General features: G+C 72.9%; 18 protein-coding genes. 6 read left to right on the forward strand and 12 right to left on the reverse strand.

Translation table 11 applies throughout. From position 1 onward, the window contains the following. The first annotated feature begins 17 nt into the window (after positions 1-17). Positions 18-1,319, forward strand: coding sequence for a S8 family serine peptidase (locus tag VFG42_RS08330; protein WP_324907195.1), 1,302 nt, complete (start codon positions 18-20; stop codon positions 1,317-1,319). On the opposite strand, the gene VFG42_RS08335 is transcribed toward VFG42_RS08330, so the two are convergent. The 3 genes from VFG42_RS08335 to VFG42_RS08345 are packed head-to-tail and all read right to left on the reverse strand — an operon-like array spanning position 1,269 to position 4,421. Continuing rightward, positions 1,269-2,792 carry an NAD(P)/FAD-dependent oxidoreductase gene (locus VFG42_RS08335; RefSeq protein ID WP_324907197.1) on the reverse strand — a complete coding sequence of 508 codons (1,524 nt, stop codon included), beginning with the start codon at positions 2,790-2,792 and terminating at the stop codon, positions 1,269-1,271. The two genes, VFG42_RS08330 and VFG42_RS08335, sit on opposite strands and share 51 nt — an antisense overlap. Before the next feature lie 4 nt (positions 2,793-2,796). Beyond that, positions 2,797-3,459: a ribose 5-phosphate isomerase A gene (gene rpiA, locus VFG42_RS08340; protein ID WP_324907199.1), complete on the reverse strand. Its 663-nt coding sequence runs from the start codon at positions 3,457-3,459 to the stop codon at positions 2,797-2,799. Beyond that, entirely contained in the window at positions 3,456-4,421 is a 966-nt protein-coding gene (locus VFG42_RS08345; protein ID WP_324907201.1) for an ROK family protein, read from the reverse strand. The genes rpiA and VFG42_RS08345 overlap by 4 nt, the downstream gene beginning before the upstream one ends. A gap of 138 nt (positions 4,422-4,559) precedes the next feature. On the opposite strand from VFG42_RS08345, the gene VFG42_RS08350 reads away from it, so the two are divergent. Continuing rightward, entirely contained in the window at positions 4,560-5,309 is a 750-nt protein-coding gene (locus VFG42_RS08350; RefSeq protein ID WP_324907203.1) for a sulfite exporter TauE/SafE family protein, read from the forward strand. Here the strand turns inward: VFG42_RS08350 and VFG42_RS08355 are convergent, their stop codons facing one another. Beyond that, on the reverse strand, positions 5,310-5,678 hold the full coding sequence (locus VFG42_RS08355; RefSeq protein WP_324907206.1) for a hypothetical protein: 369 nt from the start codon (positions 5,676-5,678) through the stop codon (positions 5,310-5,312). A gap of 39 nt (positions 5,679-5,717) precedes the next feature. Here VFG42_RS08355 and VFG42_RS08360 point away from each other — a divergent pair, with 39 nt between their 5' ends. Beyond that, positions 5,718-6,500 (forward strand): alpha/beta hydrolase, encoded by a 783-nt coding sequence (locus VFG42_RS08360; protein ID WP_324907208.1) that lies wholly within the window; start codon positions 5,718-5,720, stop codon positions 6,498-6,500. Positions 6,501-6,534: 34 nt separating this feature from the next. Beyond that, on the forward strand, positions 6,535-7,311 hold the full coding sequence (locus VFG42_RS08365; protein ID WP_349260401.1) for an HAD-IIA family hydrolase: 777 nt from the start codon (positions 6,535-6,537) through the stop codon (positions 7,309-7,311). Between the two features lie 21 nt (positions 7,312-7,332). On the opposite strand, the gene VFG42_RS08370 is transcribed toward VFG42_RS08365, so the two are convergent. From VFG42_RS08370 to VFG42_RS27510, 6 genes are all read right to left on the reverse strand, one after another. Further along, positions 7,333-7,743, reverse strand: coding sequence for a hypothetical protein (locus VFG42_RS08370; protein ID WP_324907212.1), 411 nt, complete (start codon positions 7,741-7,743; stop codon positions 7,333-7,335). Continuing rightward, positions 7,743-8,360, reverse strand: a complete 618-nt coding sequence (locus tag VFG42_RS08375) for a nucleotidyltransferase domain-containing protein (protein WP_324907214.1) — start codon at positions 8,358-8,360, stop codon at positions 7,743-7,745. The genes VFG42_RS08370 and VFG42_RS08375 overlap by 1 nt, the downstream gene beginning before the upstream one ends. 76 nt (positions 8,361-8,436) lie before the next feature. Beyond that, a complete protein-coding gene (locus VFG42_RS08380; RefSeq protein ID WP_324907216.1) occupies positions 8,437-9,156 on the reverse strand; it encodes an ABC transporter ATP-binding protein in 720 nt (239 codons plus the stop codon). A gap of 19 nt (positions 9,157-9,175) precedes the next feature. After that, positions 9,176-10,216, reverse strand: a complete 1,041-nt coding sequence (locus VFG42_RS08385) for an ABC transporter substrate-binding protein (RefSeq protein WP_324907218.1) — start codon at positions 10,214-10,216, stop codon at positions 9,176-9,178. Between the two features lie 19 nt (positions 10,217-10,235). After that, positions 10,236-11,027 (reverse strand): ABC transporter permease, encoded by a 792-nt coding sequence (locus VFG42_RS08390; RefSeq protein WP_324907220.1) that lies wholly within the window; start codon positions 11,025-11,027, stop codon positions 10,236-10,238. Further along, on the reverse strand, positions 10,952-11,209 hold the full coding sequence (locus VFG42_RS27510) for an SRPBCC domain-containing protein (protein WP_414642346.1): 258 nt from the start codon (positions 11,207-11,209) through the stop codon (positions 10,952-10,954). Before VFG42_RS27510 ends, VFG42_RS08390 begins: the two co-directional genes overlap by 76 nt. Positions 11,210-11,487: 278 nt before the next feature. Here VFG42_RS27510 and VFG42_RS08395 point away from each other — a divergent pair, with 278 nt between their 5' ends. Then, the gene (locus VFG42_RS08395; RefSeq protein ID WP_349260402.1) at positions 11,488-12,654 is read left to right on the forward strand and encodes an acyl-CoA dehydrogenase family protein; all 1,167 of its coding nucleotides are present in this window, start codon (positions 11,488-11,490) and stop codon (positions 12,652-12,654) included. A 138-nt stretch (positions 12,655-12,792) separates the two neighbouring features. Then, on the forward strand, positions 12,793-13,335 hold the full coding sequence (locus VFG42_RS08400) for a hypothetical protein (protein ID WP_324907224.1): 543 nt from the start codon (positions 12,793-12,795) through the stop codon (positions 13,333-13,335). Here VFG42_RS08400 and VFG42_RS08405 read toward each other — a convergent pair. Together VFG42_RS08405 and VFG42_RS08410 are read right to left on the reverse strand one after the other, a co-directional pair. Beyond that, positions 13,332-14,138, reverse strand: coding sequence for an ABC transporter permease (locus VFG42_RS08405; RefSeq protein WP_324907226.1), 807 nt, complete (start codon positions 14,136-14,138; stop codon positions 13,332-13,334). The two genes, VFG42_RS08400 and VFG42_RS08405, sit on opposite strands and share 4 nt — an antisense overlap. Next, positions 14,135-15,106: an ATP-binding cassette domain-containing protein gene (locus VFG42_RS08410; protein WP_324907228.1), complete on the reverse strand. Its 972-nt coding sequence runs from the start codon at positions 15,104-15,106 to the stop codon at positions 14,135-14,137. The genes VFG42_RS08405 and VFG42_RS08410 overlap by 4 nt, the downstream gene beginning before the upstream one ends. Between the last annotated feature and the right edge of the window lie 41 nt (positions 15,107-15,147).

The following is a 15,147-nucleotide window of genomic DNA, read 5'->3' on the forward strand; positions in this document are numbered from 1 at the left end:
GGTACCCTGCCGCGTCCATGTCACGGACGACGACCGGCCCGCTCGTCCTCGGCGCCCTGCTGCTGGCCCTCGCCGTCCCCGCCGGCGCGGCCGCCTCGGCCTACGAGTCCGACCCCACCGGCTACGCGCGCGGGCTCGTCGTGCCCGCGGGCCTGGCGCCGCCGGCGGCGTTCGCGCCGATCGGGATCGTCGACGACGTCGTCGACGGCCTCGACGTCCCGGACGTCGCGCAGGTCAAGGTGCTGAAGCGGTCGCCGGGCAAGAGGCTGAACACCGGCGGCGGCGCGGAGGTCGCGCACGGCACCGAGGTCGCCAGCGTCGCCGCGGGCCGCGCCGACGGCCAAGGGGTGCTCGGGATCGCGCCCGGCGCGCCGCTGCTGTCGTGGGGCTACAAGACGCTGTCGTGCGCGGAGGTCAGCGAGGGCATCCTCGCGCTGGCCGCGGCCGGGGCCAAGGTCATCAACCTGAGCTTCGAGACCGAGGACGCCTGCGACGCGATGCGGCTGGCGGTCGCCGCGGCCTACGGGGAGGGCGCGCTCGTCGTCGCCTCGGCGGGCAACGAGCGCGAGCACGGCGACCCGACCGAGTACCCGGCGTCCTACCCGCACGTGCTGACCGTCGGCGCGCTGGACCTCGGCGCCAAGCCCGCGAGCTTCTCCAGCAGCGGCCGCGGCCTCGACCTCGTCGCGCCCGGCGAGGCGATCCCGGTCGCGCTGCCCGCCGCGCTGGACCGCGACGGGACGGCCGACGGCCTCACGCGCGTGGACGGGACGTCGTTCGCCGCCCCGATGGTCAGCGGCGTCGCGTCGTGGCTGATCGCCGCGCGGCCCGGCCTGTCGCCGTCGCAGTACGCCGACCTGCTGCGCGCGTCGGCCCGGGACGTCGGCGCCCCCGGCTGGGACAGCGTCTCGGGCTTCGGGGCCGTCGACCTCGCCGCCGCGCTGGCCGCGCCGGTGCCGCCCGCCGACCACGGCGAGCCCGACGACGACGCCGCGCAGGTCGACGGCACCGACTTCGACAGGCCGGACCCGTACCTCACGGGCACGGTGAAGGCGACCGCCGCGCCGGTCGAGGACCCGGCCGACTGGTACCGCGTCCGCGTCAAGGCGCGCTCGACCAAGACCATCAAGTTGACGACGGCGACGGCGGCGCGCGCGCTGAGCCTCGTCGGCTACCGCGGCACGACGCGCGTGGCCTCCGGCGCCAAGACCATCAAGCTGCGCAACGCGACCCGCAAGAGCCAGACGTTCTACGCGGTCGTCAGGGCGTCAGGCCACCGGGTCGCGACCGCCCTCGCCTACACGCTCAAGGCCGGCTGACGGCGCGGGCGCGAGGACGCGGAACTCCGCGTCGTCGAGCGTCGCCACGGCGGCCTCGTACTCGCGCATGTAGCCGGGCCAGTTGGTGACGATGCGGCCCTCGCCGTCGCGGTACCAGGAGTCGCAGCCGACCCACGCGGTCCCGGCGAAGCGTGCCTGCAGCTCGGCGTCGGAGGCGGCGGCGACGTCGGGGCGGACCTCGATCGCCGCGCCGCGGCCGCCGGCGGCGCGGACGCGCTCCAGCGCCTGGCGCAGGTAGCGCGCCTGGGCCTCCAGGTAGACGATGATCGAGCCGCCCGAGGTGTTGGTGTTGGGCCCGTACATGATGAACATGGACGGGAAGCCCGGGACGGTCATGCCGAGGTGCGCCGACGCGCCGCCCGCCCAGGCGGCCTCCAGCGAGACGCCGCCGGCGCCCGTGACCTCCATCGGGAACATGAAGGACGTGGTCTTGAAGCCGGTCGCGTAGATGATGGTGTCGACGTCGTGGCGCACGCCGCGCTCGTCCACGATCCCCCGCGGCTCGACGCGCGCGATGCCGTCGGTCACCAGCTCGACGTTGTCGCGCGCCAGCGCGGGCAGGAACGCCGAGGAGAACAGGATGCGCTTGCAGCCGAAGGTGTAGTCGGGCCAGACCCGCTCGCGCAGCTCGGGGTGGTGGCGCAGCTGCGAGCGCATGAACGTGGTCGACAGCGCGCGTCCGATGAGCCCGAGCGTCCGCGGGTGGCGGATCATCAGCGTCAGCGACTCGGTGTAGTGGTAGACGAACCGCCGCCGCAGCGCCTGGACGCCCGGCACGTGGCGGACGACCCTCTTCCACCAGCCGGGGTAGGGCCGGTTGCGCCGCGGCATGAACCAGTTCCCCGTGCGCTGGAAGATCACCAACTTGCCGACCAGCGGCGCGATCTCCGGCACGAGCTGCACGGCCGACGCGCCGGTGCCGATCACCGCGACGCGGCGGTCGCGGAGGTCCAGCGCGTGGTCCCAGCGCGCGCTGTGGAAGACGTGGCCGGCGAAGTCGTCGGCGCCCGGCAGCGCGGGGATCGCGGGGCGGTGCAGCTGCCCGGTGGCGAGCACGATCGCGTCGGCCTCCCAGGCACGGCCGTCGGCGGCCTCGACGCGCCAGCGGCGCGCGTCGTCGTCCCACGCGCAGGAGGTCACCTCGGCGCCGGGCACGACGAGCCGGTCGACGCCGTGGGCCTCGGCCACACCGCGCGCGTAGTCGAGGATCTCGGCCTGCGGCGAGCACAGGCGCGACCAGTCCCGGCGCTGCGCGTAGGAGTAGGAGTACAGGTGCGACGGGACGTCGCACGCCGCGCCCGGGTAGGTGTTGGCCAGCCACGTTCCGCCGAGGCCCTCGGGTGAGGCCTCCAGCACGGTCACGTCGGTGAAGCCGTGGTCCCGCAGCTCGATCGCGGCGGCGATGCCGCCGAACCCGGCGCCGACGACGACCACCCGCAACGCGCTTGACATGGCGTCAAGCTAACGCACGGCGCACCGGCCCGTCCGGGCCCGCGACGATCACCTCGCTGGTCAGCGACGGCGGGAAGAGCCCGTGGTCGATCACGCCCGGGGTGGCGCTCAGGCGCGCGGCCAGCGCCTCGGGGTCGGAGACGTCGCCGGCGTAGTCGGCGATCACGCCGCCGTCGGGGCTCGGCGGCGCGCCCGCGCGGACGGCCGTCGGCCCGTCCGCGCCCAGCGCCGCCAGCGTGGCGGGCAACCCATAGGCCAACAGCTCCAGCGGCACGGGCGCGACGAGCGCGTCGACGACCTTGGAGGCGTCGGCGATCACCACGAAGCGCTCGGCGGCCGCGGCGACGATCTTCTCGCGCGTGTGCGCGCCGCCGCCGCCCTTGACGATCCAGCCGTCGGGCGCGATCTGGTCGGCGCCGTCGATCGCGAGGTCCAGGCTCGTCAGCGCGCTGAACGGCTCGACCGCGATGCCCAGCTCCGCCGCCTGGCGCTCGGTGGCCACCGAGGTCGCCACGCAGCGCAGCCCACGCAGGTTGCGCGCCGCGATCGCGGGCAGCAGGTGGGCGACGGTCGACCCGGTGCCCAGCCCGAGCCGCATCCCGTCCTCGATCTCCTCGGCCGCGGCGATCGCCGCGGCCCTCTTCCACGCCTCGACGTCGGTGCTCACGCCACCAACAATGCCGCACCCAGCGCGCCGCCGAGGTCTCCCAGCTCCGCCACCCGCATCTCGGGTGGGTGGGCGTCGTGGAAGAGGTGGGGCATCATCGCCTGGTCGATGCGCTTGGCGTAGGGGTCGCCGAAGCGCACGCCGAGGCCGCCGCCGATGATCACGGCCTCCGGGTCGAGCACGTTGCAGGCGCTCGCGACCGCGATCCCGAGCGCGTCGACCGCGTCGTCGATCAGCCGCTCGGCCAGCTCGTCGCCGCGCTCGATCGCGCGCCACCAGATCCCGGAGGTCAGCCGGTCGCGGCCCTTCTCCTCCATGATCTCGAAGAGGATCGTCTTCTCGCCGTCGTCGACGGCCTTGCGCGCGCGGTGCTCCATCGCCCGCCGTCCGGCGTAGGCCTCCATGCAGCCGTGGCGCCCGCAGGGGCACTTCAGGCCGTGGTGGTGCACGGCGATGTGGCCGATCTCGCCCGCGGCGCCGCGGCCCAGCCACGGCTTGCCGTCCAGGACGATGCCGCCGCCGACGCCGGTGCCCCAGAAGACGCCCAGCAGCGAGGAGAACTCGCGCGCCGCGCCGAGGGTGAACTCCGCGTCGGTGGCGACCTGGACGTCGTTGCCCAGCCGGACGATGTGCGCGCCGAAGCGCTGCGCCAGCTCGCCGGCCAGGGGATAGGGGTCCTTCCAGCTCGGGAGGTTGCCGGCGTTGGCCAGCGTGCCCTTGGCCTCGTCGATCGCGCCGGGCGCGCCGACGCCGATGCCCGACAGCTCCGCCGGCTTGATGCCCGCCTGCTCGGCGGCCTCGTCGAGGGCCTCGGCGATCGCGTCCACGACGTCGGGCGGGCCGCCGGTGGTCGGGGTCGGCCGTCGCGCCTGGCCGAGGACGTGGTGGTCGGGGTCGGCGACGACCGCCTGGATCTTCGTCCCGCCGAGGTCCACGCCGCCGCGGAGCACTGCGTCTGCCATGCCTCGAACCTTGCCCGATCAAGGGCGCTCCGTATCGTCGGACCGCCCGGAGGGGTCGGCTCGGAGGCGTGGTGGCGCGATCGGGGCCCGCCGCTTTGGACAGCTCGTCCGGCGGCTTGCGGCACAATCCGCCGCTCGATGGACGTCGCCGACGCCGTACTGCTCGCCGCCGCCGGGGTCATCACCGGGGCGATCAACGCCGTCGCGGGCGGCGGCTCGATGGTGTCGTTCCCCGCGTTGATGGCCACGGGCCTGTCGCCGTTGAGCGCCAACGTGACCAACCTGATCGCGACGCTGCCGGGCTACCTGAGCGCGGCGGCGACCTCGCGCGAGGAGCTGACCGGGCAGCGCGCGCGGGTCCGGGCGCTGGCGGTGGCCGCCGGCCTGGGCGCGATCGTCGGCACGACGCTGCTGCTCGTCGGGCCGGAGGGCACGTTCAAGGCGCTGGCGCCGTGGCTGGTCCTCCTGGCCTGCGGGCTGCTGGCCGCGCAGCCGTTCGTGTCGCGCTGGATCGCGCGCGTCCAGCACCACACGGCGCCGACGCGGCTGGTCGTCACCGTCGGGATCGCGTCGATCTACGGCGGCTACTTCGGCGCCGGGCTGGGGATCGTGCTGCTGGCCGCGCTGGGGCTGACGCTCGAGGAGCCGCTGCCGAAGCTCAACGCGATCAAGCAGGTGCTGTCGCTGACGGTCGCGATCGTCAGCGCGATCGCGGTCGCGCTCTTCGGGCCGGTGTCGTGGCTGGGCGTGGTCCTGGTCGGCGCCGGGACGCTGGTCGGCGGGCGCGTCGGCGTGCACGCGGCGCGACGCCTGCCCGACCACGTCCTGCGCGGCCTGGTGATCGCGCTCGGCGTGACGGTCGCGATCGTGCTGCTGATCCGGAACTAGCTAGTCGGCCCGCTTCGCCGCGGCCAGCACCCAGCGGATGAACAGCAGCTGCAGCGGCAGGCGGCCCCACAGCGCGGGCTTCGGGATCTGCCGGTAGCGGTCGGGGTTCAGCGCCATGTGGAGGTTGGCGGGGAAGACCGCGACGAGCGTCGCGACGAGCCAGTACGCCGCCCACTTGCGGACCGTCGGGTTGGACGACAGCAGGCCGGCGCCGCCCGCGGCCTCGGCCACGCCGGACGCGTAGACCAACTCGCGATGGGCCGGAAGGTAGTCCGGCATGATCGACTCGTAGGTCTTCGGCGCGACGAAGTGCAGGAGGCCGGCGGCGACGAACGTCGGGCCGGCGGCGCGGCGCGGAAGGCGGGGCATGGGCGGGCACGCTATCGCGACGCCGGTAGGCTCCACGCCGTGCCGCTCGTGTACCGGGAAGCGCTGCCGCTCGAGGAGCCCAAGGGGACCGTGCTCTGCCTGCACGGCTATCCGGAGTCCTCGTACATGTGGCGTCATCTGCTGGAGGCCGTCGCGGATTCCGGCTGGCAGGCGGTCGCGCCGGACCTGCCGGGCTACGGCGACTCGCCGTACGCCGGCGACGGGTCGTGGCGCGCGCACGTCGAGGCGGTCGATCGCTTCCATCGCGAGCAGGAGCTCGGCGAGGTCGTGCTGGTCGTCCACGACTGGGGCGGGCTGATCGGCCTGCGGTGGGCGTGCGAGCATCCCGAGCTGGTCCGCGCGATGGTCATCAGCAACACCGGGTTCTTCCCCGACGGCAAGTGGCACGGGATGGCGGAGGCGATGCGCACGCCCGGTCAGGGCGAGCAGCTCGTCGACGGCTTCGACCGCGACGGCTTCGGCGGCATGCTCCGCGCGGTGAGCTCCGGGATGGACGACCGCAGCCTCGACGAGTACTTCAAGGCCTACAGCTCGCCCGAGCGGCGCCGCGGGCAGCTGGAGCTGTACCGCAGCGGCGAGTTCTCCGAGTTGGAGGACTACGACCTGCCCGCCGTCGGCGCGCCCGCGCTGGTGCTGTGGGGCGAGAACGACCCGTTCGCGCCGCTGGCCGGCGGGACCCGGTTCGCCTCCGAGCTGCCCGACAGCGAGCTGGTCGTGGTCGACGGCGCCGGCCACTTCGTCTTCGACGACGCGCCGGAGCGCTGCAGCTCGGTCGTCGTGCGGTTCCTGGAAAGGGTGTGAGCGCGTGACGCGGCGCGAGATCAAGTCCTGGTTGATGGACATGGACGGGGTCCTGGTCCACGAGGAGGAGGCGATCCCGGGGTCGGCGCGCTTCGTCGACGCGCTGAAGGAGCGCTCGATCCCGTTCCTGGTGCTGACCAACAACTCCATCTACACGCGCCGCGACCTGGCGGCGCGGCTGCGGGCCTCCGGGCTCGACATCCCGGAGGAGTCGATCTGGACCAGCGCGCTGGCGACCGCGCGCTTCCTCGAGGACCAGCGCCCCGGCGGCAGCGCCTTCGTCATCGGCGAGGCCGGGCTGACCACCGCGCTGCACCAGAGCGGCTACACGCTGACCGAGCGCGACCCGGACTACGTGGTGCTGGGGGAGACCCGGACCTACTCGTTCGAGCGCATCACCCACGCGATCCGGCTGATCGAGAACGGCGCGCGCTTCATCGCGACCAACCCCGACGCGACCGGGCCGAGCCCCGACGGCTCGCTGCCCGCGACCGGCGCCGTCGCCGCGCTGATCACCAGGGCCACCAACCGCGACCCCTACTACGTCGGCAAGCCCAACCCCCTGATGATGCGCAGCGCGCTCAACGCCATCGACGCCCACTCCGAGACCACCGCCATGATCGGCGACCGCATGGACACCGACGTGGTCGCCGGCCTCGAGGCGGGGCTGGAGACCGTGTTGGTGCTCACCGGCGTCTCCACCCGCGAGTCCGCCGAGCGCTTCCCCTTCCGCCCCTCCCGCATCCTGGACTCCGTGGCCGACCTGGCCAAGGAGATCGAGGAGACGGGGACGGTGACGACGGAGGGCTGACCGCGCTGGGGCCCCGCGAGCTCAGCGCAGAACGATGGTCTCGGCCCACGCGACGACAGCGTGAGCCTGTCGTAGCGCAGCGGTGAGCCGCTGTCCGGTCAGGTCCTTGAAGCCGTATTGGCTGGCGTCCTTGACGTCGAGCAGCTGGGCGAGCCGCTTCGCCGCGGCAGGACCTCCGGGAGCGATGCCGTGCACCAACTCGGTGGCGTCGCGGTGGTTCTGCGAGCGCGACCGCTCGCCGAGCGCGGCGCAGCAGACGGCGTCCGCCGCGGCGATGCCCGCGAGGACGGCCGCGGAGATCGCCGCCTTCCGGGCCGCGGCGTCGCTCGTCGGCCCGTGCAGATCGGCGAGGTCGAGGTGTGCGCGGGCGTCCTGGAGGCGCGTTCGCGCCTCCGCCTGACCACAGCGCTGTGTTCGGCCCTGTCTCGCCATCACGCCCTCAGCAGCGACCGCACCGGTGAGCCGACCAAGTCGATGGCGTCGCGCCGGATCTCGGCCACGACGGGTCGCTCGTCGCGGATCAGCGCGGGGATCTCCTCCTCGGCGAGGTCGATGACCGCGGCGTGGTTGCCGGTCCACCGATGCACGCCGTCCCGGAGGTCTCCGATCTGCCCGTGCCAGCCCTCGTCGGTCGCGGAGGTGCCGGCCGGTCTGACGACGAGCAGGTCGATGTCCGAGGCGCTGTCGCCGTCGCCACGGGCGGTCGAGCCGAACATCGCCAGGGCCACCGGCGGGATCGTCCACGCCGCGGCGACGGTGCGGATCCGCGTGAGCAACTCCGTGCGGAGGCCCGCGAGCGCCTCCACGGACGGTGCCGCGAGGTGATCGCGGTTCAGCGTGTGGAGGTAGGCGCGGCCTGCGTGCTCACGGTGGACCAGTCCCTGATCCACCAGCCGATCGAGGACGGTGGCCACCGCGCGCTGGGAGCCACGAGGCGCGAGCGCGGCGAGCTGGCGGCCGGTGAGTGGCCGGGTCGTGCCGGCGAGGGCGACCAGCACGTCGCCGTCGAGCGAGGGGATGACAGCGCGGTAGGGGTGGGCAACGTCCATATGAGCAGAATAGCGCTCATGTGCGCGAAATGACGCTCAAGTATGCAGATTTACGCTCACGTGAGCGGAATTACGCTCACTCCCGGATCGCCGCCCGCACGCGCTCGCGGAAGGCCACGAACTCCGGCGCCGCCCGCAGCTCCGGCGTGCGCTCCGCGTGCGCGAACGGTGGGCGTTCGTCGAAGACGATCGTCCCGGGACGTGGCGACATGACCAGCACCCGGGTGCCGAGGAACGTCGCCTCCTCCACCGAGTGCGTGATGAACAGCGCGGTCTTGGTCGCGGTGCGCCAGACGTCGTGGAGTTGGTGCTGGAGGCGCTCGCGGGTCAGGGCGTCCAGGGCGCCGAAGGGCTCGTCGAGGAGCAGGATCCCGGGGTCGTTGGCCAGGACGCGGGCGATCTGGGTGCGTTGCTGCATGCCGCCGCTCAGCTCGTAGGGGCGCGCGCCGGCGAAGTCGCTCAGACCCACCCGCTCCAGCTCGCGGTCGGCGAGGGCCCGGCGCTCGGCCTTGCCGATGCCGCGCAACCGGGGCCCTAGCGCGACGTTGTCGCGCACGGTGAACCAGGGGTAGAGGTTCGGCTGCTGGAAGACGACGCCGCGGTCCGGCCCGGGCTTCGTCACGCGCGCTCCGCCGACCCGCACCTCGCCCTCGGTCGGCGTCAGGAAGCCCGCCAACAGCCCCAACAACGTGGTCTTGCCGCAGCCGGAGGGGCCGACGAGCGTCACCAGCTCGCCGGCCGCGATCTCCAGGTCCAGGGGCCCGAGGGCGTGCACCGCGGCGTAGCGATGGGCCACGCCGCGGAGCAGGACGGGCTCAGCCGCCGACGCCACGGGCGAACGTCGCGTTCACGGCCGACGCGTAGGACGCCTCGTCGGCGACCTTCGGGATCTGCCCGAGCGTCTTGTTGAACCGCGCGGCCGCGTAGAGGTTCTTGGCCAGCCCGCCGCCGAGGTACTCGGCGCCCGCCTGCTCCTGGGCGTCCAGGAAGATCAAGTCCTTCATCTGCGGCAACACCTCGTCCTTCCCGAGGTTCAGCTCGGCGGCGACATCCGTGGCCGCCGCGTCGGGGTTCGACCGGTACAACTTGACCGCCCGGTCCTCCTGGGCGACCCAGGTCCTGACCGCGTCCGGGTACTTGCCCGCGAAGTCCTTCGTCACGACGGCCAGGTCGTAGGTCGTCTTGCCCTCCTTGGCGAGGTCCTCGCTGGTGACCAGCACGTGCCCGCCGTCCTTGACGATCCTCGCCAGGTTCGGGTTCCACACGTACGCGCCGTCGATGTCGCCGCGGCTCCACGCCGCGTAGATGTCGTCGGGCTCGGCGTCGACGACCTTGACGTCCTGGCCGCTCAGCCCCGCGTCGCCCAGTGCCGCCAGCAGCGAGTAGTGCGACGTCGACGCCAGCGGCGTCGCCACCTTCTTGCCCTTCAGCTGCGCCACCGAGGTGATGTCCTTCTTGACGACCAAGGCCTCCGCCTTGCCGATCACGTCGTGGATCCACGGCACCTCGTAGGGCAGCGGCTGCGACAGCCCGCGCGAGACCGGCGACGACCCGGCCAGGCCGATGTCGACCGAGCCCGCCGCGACCGCCTCGTTGACCGCGCCTCCGCTGTCGAACAGCTTCCACTCGATCTTGGTCCCCGGCAGGGCCTGCTCCAGCCAGCCTTCATGCTTGACGACGAGGTCGCCGTTGGGGATCGCCTGGTAGGCGATCGTGATGGTCTTGGGCGCGGCGGGCGCGTTCGCCTTCGCGGCCGCGGTCGCCTGGTCGCCGCCCTTGTCGTCGGACCCGCAGGCGGCGAGCCCGAGCGCGGCCGCGGTCAGCAGGCCCGCGACCCCGAGACGGTGGTTCATCATGACGCACTTCCTCCTTGATCTATGACTTGCCCCGCCAGGGCACGACGCGGGCCTCGATCGCCCGCACCAGCTGGTCGAGGACGATGGCCGACAGCCCGATCAGCACGATGCACAGCACCGCGACGTCGGTCTGCTGGAACTTCTTGGTCTCCCACGCCAGGCCGCCGATCCCGGGGATCCCGTCCACGGTCTCGGCGGCGACGATCGTCGTCCACGCGAAGCCGATCGCCAGGCGGATCCCGGTGAACAGCTCCGGCAGCACGCTGGGCAACACGACGAACCGCGTCACCTGCCAGCGCGACGCGCCCAGCGACAGCGCGCCGTCGAGCCGGCGCTCCGGGATCGACCGCACGCCGTGGAGCACCGCCAGCGTGATCGGCGGGAACGCCGCCAGGAACAACAACCACACCTTGGACGCGTCCTCGATGCCGAACCAGATGATCAACAACGAGAAGTAGGCCAGGGGCGGGAGCGCGCGGACGAACGTCACGTACGGCTCGACGACCACCCGGAACGGCTTGACCGTGGCCAGCAGCAGCCCCAGCGGCACCCCGAACGCGATCGCCCAGAACAGGCCGCGCAGGATCCGCCACAGCGAATGCCACAGGTGCTCGTGCAGGTAGTAGCCGCTCAGGCCCCGCGCGCCCGCGTGCGTCGTCTCGCCGTCGATCAGCCGGGCGAACACGGCGGTCGGGTCCGGCACGAACAGGTCGGACCAGACGTTCAGCTCGGCGATCAGCCACCAGATCGCCAGGAAGACGACGAGCGAGAGGACGCGGAGGGCGATGCGGGTGTGCAGGGCGTCGGACATCGGACGCCGCGCAACCTACCTAATTTCGACCAAGAATGTAGAGAAAGGCCTCGGCCCTCCGCCGGCACCTCCGCGAGCATCCGCGTCTCCTCGTGGTCCCACAGCCAGGTGAAGGCCAGGCGGCGCGGCGGGTCGATCTCGGCGTAGCGCCCGCCGCCGCCGTACTCGCCGCCGACGCGCAGGTCGACCGAGGCCTCCGCGCGCGCGAGATGTAGGCCAACGTGGTGTCGCGGGCGTGCATGTGCGCGATGTTGGTGGCCTGTCGGCCATCATCGAGCGGCCGACGCGGCCGCCGTCCGGCCACGTGCCGACGCCCGGCTCGAAGAAGCGGCGGTACCGCGCGCGGGCCAGCTCCTTCTCCTTGACCAGGGGGTCGCGGCGGGCGGCCTCCATTCGGAAGGGGACACCGCGCCGTCCGCGCCGCCGAGCCCCGGCGTCCGTAGTCTTCGGCCGCATGTCCATGCCGCGCACGCTCTTCGACGACGATCACAAGCTCTTCCGCGAGTCGGCCGCCGCCTTCGTGGACCGCGAGATCCTGCCCCGCCGAGAGGCGATCCGCGAGGAGCGCCGGATCCCGAAGGAGCTGTGGCGCACCGCCGGCGACGCGGGCTTCCTCGGCGTCGCGATCCCCGAGCAGTACGGCGGCAGCGACGTCGACTTCACCTACAACGCGATCTTCAACGAGGAGCTGTCCCGCGCGGGGATGGCCTACTCCTCGTCGTTCACGATCCACGCCGACGTCTGCGCGCCGTACCTCACGCGCCTGACGACCGAGGAGCAGAAGCAGCGCTGGTTGCCGGGCTTCTGCACCGGTGAGATCGTCACCGCGATCGGCATGACCGAGCCCGAGGCCGGCTCCGACCTGCAGGGCCTGAAGACCACCGCCAAGCGCGATCCCGCCCACCCCGACGAGTGGGTCATCAACGGCTCCAAGACGTTCATCACCAACGGCGCGCACGCCGAGCTGGTGATCGTCGCCGCCCGCACGGCGACCGACCCGAAGGGCCGCGGCATCAGCCTCTTCGCCGTCGAGGAGGGCATGGAGGGCTTCTCGCGCGGCCGCAAGCTCCACAAGGTCGGCCAGCACGAGGCCGACACGGCCGAGCTGTTCTTCGAGAACGTGCGCGTCACCGACGACCAGCTGATCGGCGAGGTCGACCGCGGCTTCCACCACATGATGGAGCACCTCGCGCAGGAGCGCCTGGGCTCGGCGATCTCCAACACCGCCCATGCGCAACACGCCTTCGCGGTCACGTTGGAGTACATCAAGACCCGCAAGGCCTTCGGCCGCCCGGTCGGCACGTTCCAGAACTCGCGCTTCCTGGCCGCCGACCTCCGGACGCGCCTCGACGTCACGCAGGCGTTCGTCGACCAGTGCGTCGCCGCGCACGCCCGCCATGCGCTGAGCGCGGTCGACGCCGCCAAGGCCAAGTGGTGGAGCGCGCAGGTGCAGAACGAGGTCATCGACGCGTGCGTGCAGCTCCACGGCGGCTACGGCTACATGGAGGAGTACGAGGTCGCCCACGCGTGGATGGACGCCCGCGTGACCAAGATCTGGGCGGGGTCCAACGAGATCATGAAGGAGATCATCGGCCGCGACCTCGGCCTCGGCGAGGTGCGGGCCTGAGCGGCGGCTCGCGCTCGTCCTGGAGGGCGACCCGGACACGCTGCGCGCCGCGGCGGTCGCGGCGCGCGCCCGCACAGGCGAGATGTTGAGCTGAGCGCCGGCGGGGAAGGTCCCGCTGCCCGAGGGGTCTTGCTGTGCATGACCGGACTCAAGCCCCTCTCCTTCGCAGCCGTCGCCGCCGCCGTCGCGATCGCCGCCGCGGGGTGCGGATCGTCGAGCACATCGGGGTCCTCGACCACGTCCGCATCCAGCGGCAACGGCAGCGCGTACGGCGGCGGCGCGTCGTCGTCGACGACCAAGGCGGTCTCGGCGCCCGCGACGGCCGCCGCCTCCATCGCGGCGATCGGCGTCGCGCACGGCCACCTGGTCGACGCCAGGGGCCGCACGCTCTACCTCTTCGAGGCCGACACGACCTCCAAGAGCACCTGCAACGGCGCCTGCGCGTCCGCGTGGCCGCCCGTGACGACCTCCGGCACGCCGAAGGCCGTCCACGGTGCGAAGGCGTCGATGCTGAAGACCTCCAAGCGCTCCAACGGCGCGACGCAGGTCACCTACGACGGCCACCCGCTGTACCGCTACATCGGCGACACCGCGCCGGGGCAGACCAACGGCCAGGGCCTCGACGCGTTCGGCGCCTTCTGGTACATGGTGAACCCGGGAGGCACGGCGATCACCGGCTAGCGCCCGATCATCCGATACCGCCGGATCGCCAACGGCATGAACACCATGGTGATCACCGCGCACCACAGCAGCGTGGTGATCACCGGGTGCTGCAGCGGCCACACGTCGGGCACGTCGCCGGTCGGGTTGCCGAAGAGCTGCCGGCAGGCGGTCGCCGCCGCGGTCAGCGGGTTCCACTCGGCCAGCACGCGCAGGACGTGCGGCATCCCGCCGATCGGCACGAACGTGCCCGACACGAACATCAGCGGGAACATGAACATGAAGATCAGCTGCTGCGCGCCCTCGCCCGAGCGGACCTTCAGCCCGACCCACGTCCCCAGCCACGAGCACGCGAACGCGAACAGCTGGATCAGGAAGAACGCGGCGAGGAAGTCGGCGACGCCGGAGTGCACGCGCCAGCCGACGATCAACCCCAGGACGATGAACACGACCGAGCCGAGCACGCGCTCGGCGAGGTCGGCGAGGTTCCGTCCGGTGAGGAACGCGGCGCGGCCGATCGGCAGCACCCGCAGGCGGTCCACCAGGCCCGTGCGCATGTCCTCGGCGACGCCGACCGCCAGCCCCTGCAGCGGCTGCAGCGCGCCCTGGGCGAACATCCCGCCGATCAGGTACTCGTGGTAGCTGCCGCCGCCCGGCACGCTGATCGCGCTGCCGAAGACGTAGGCGAACGTGAAGATGAAGACGATCGGCATGATCGTCGCGTCGGCGAGCTTCTCGGGCACGCGCGGGATGTGGCGCAGCGAGCGCTCGGCGAGCAACAGCGTCTCGCGCGCGCCGCGGCGGGTGTCGGCGAAGACGCTCATGACGCCGCGACCGCCTCGTCCAGCACCTGCTCGCCCGCCAGCGCGAGGAACGCGTCGTCGAGCGTCGGGCGGCGCAGGCCGGCCTCGACCGGCTCGATGTCGGCGCCGCGCAGCGCCTCCAGCGCGGCCTCGAGGTCCAGCGACCCGCGCGGGGCGGGCGCGCTGACGGTGCAGAGGCGGTGCTCGGCGGCCGCGTCCAGCCCGGCGGCGACCAGCGCGTCGCGCGCCGCGTCGACCAGCGCCGCGTCGGACAGGATCGCCTCCACGCGACGGCCGCCGACGCGGTCCTTCATCGCGCTCGGCGTGCCCTCGGCGACGACGCGCCCGCCGGCGAGCACGACGACCCGGTCGGCGAGGCGGTCGGCCTCTTCGAGGTACTGCGTGGTGAGCAGCAGCGCGGTGCCGTCGTCGACGAGCTCGCGCACGGCGGCCCAGACCTCGATGCGGCTGGCGGGGTCCAGCCCGGTCGTGGGCTCGTCGAGGACGACGAACGGGCGCGGCACGAGCAGGCAGGCGGCGAGGTCCAGCCGCCGGCGCATGCCGCCGGAGTAGCCGCCGCAGACGCGGTCGGCCGCATCGGCCAGGCCGAAGCGCTCCAGCAGCTCGGCCGCGCGGGCCTTGGCGTCGCGGCGCGAGAGCCCGAGCAGGCAGCCGAGCAGCACGAGGTTCTCGCGGCCGGTCAGCAGCTCGTCGAGCGTCGCCTGCTGGCCGGCGAGCGCGATCGACTCGCGGACCTTGGCGGGCTCGCGGACGACGTCGTGGCCGCAGACCTCCGCGCGGCCGTCGGTGGGGAGGAGGAGGGTCGTGAGGATGTTGACGGTGGTGGTCTTGCCGGCGCCGTTGTGTCCGAGCAGGCCGATGACGCGGCCGAACTCGATCTCCAGGTCGACGCCGTCGAGCGCCGTCACGTCGCCGAAGCGCCGCGTCAGGCCCGAGGCCACCACCGCCCGCTGGGGAGCAATGGTCATGGACCGAGTCTAACTTTGGACCGGGTCCAAGTGCAAGTGAT

The sequence above is a fragment of the Baekduia sp. genome, assembly GCF_035685985.1.
GTDB lineage: Bacteria > Actinomycetota > Thermoleophilia > Solirubrobacterales > Solirubrobacteraceae > Baekduia.

Excerpts from the sequence above, each read along its gene's own strand:
- VFG42_RS08390 (WP_324907220.1), bottom strand. The coding sequence starts at position 11,027 with ATGTCCGACGCCCTGCACACCCGCATCGCCCTCCGCGTCCTCTCGCTC.
- VFG42_RS08330 (WP_324907195.1), top strand. The coding sequence starts at position 18 with ATGTCACGGACGACGACCGGCCCGCTCGTCCTCGGCGCCCTGCTGCTG.
- VFG42_RS08385 (WP_324907218.1), bottom strand. The coding sequence starts at position 10,216 with ATGATGAACCACCGTCTCGGGGTCGCGGGCCTGCTGACCGCGGCCGCG.
- VFG42_RS08345 (WP_324907201.1), bottom strand. The coding sequence starts at position 4,421 with ATGGCAGACGCAGTGCTCCGCGGCGGCGTGGACCTCGGCGGGACGAAG.
- VFG42_RS08395 (WP_349260402.1), top strand. The coding sequence starts at position 11,488 with ATGCCGCGCACGCTCTTCGACGACGATCACAAGCTCTTCCGCGAGTCG.
- VFG42_RS08370 (WP_324907212.1), bottom strand. The coding sequence starts at position 7,743 with ATGGCGAGACAGGGCCGAACACAGCGCTGTGGTCAGGCGGAGGCGCGA.
- VFG42_RS08335 (WP_324907197.1), bottom strand. The coding sequence starts at position 2,792 with ATGTCAAGCGCGTTGCGGGTGGTCGTCGTCGGCGCCGGGTTCGGCGGC.
- VFG42_RS08375 (WP_324907214.1), bottom strand. The coding sequence starts at position 8,360 with ATGGACGTTGCCCACCCCTACCGCGCTGTCATCCCCTCGCTCGACGGC.
- VFG42_RS08355 (WP_324907206.1), bottom strand. The coding sequence starts at position 5,678 with ATGCCCCGCCTTCCGCGCCGCGCCGCCGGCCCGACGTTCGTCGCCGCC.
- VFG42_RS08405 (WP_324907226.1), bottom strand. The coding sequence starts at position 14,138 with ATGAGCGTCTTCGCCGACACCCGCCGCGGCGCGCGCGAGACGCTGTTG.
- VFG42_RS08400 (WP_324907224.1), top strand. The coding sequence starts at position 12,793 with ATGACCGGACTCAAGCCCCTCTCCTTCGCAGCCGTCGCCGCCGCCGTC.
- VFG42_RS08410 (WP_324907228.1), bottom strand. The coding sequence starts at position 15,106 with ATGACCATTGCTCCCCAGCGGGCGGTGGTGGCCTCGGGCCTGACGCGG.
- VFG42_RS08365 (WP_349260401.1), top strand. The coding sequence starts at position 6,535 with ATGGACATGGACGGGGTCCTGGTCCACGAGGAGGAGGCGATCCCGGGG.
- VFG42_RS08350 (WP_324907203.1), top strand. The coding sequence starts at position 4,560 with ATGGACGTCGCCGACGCCGTACTGCTCGCCGCCGCCGGGGTCATCACC.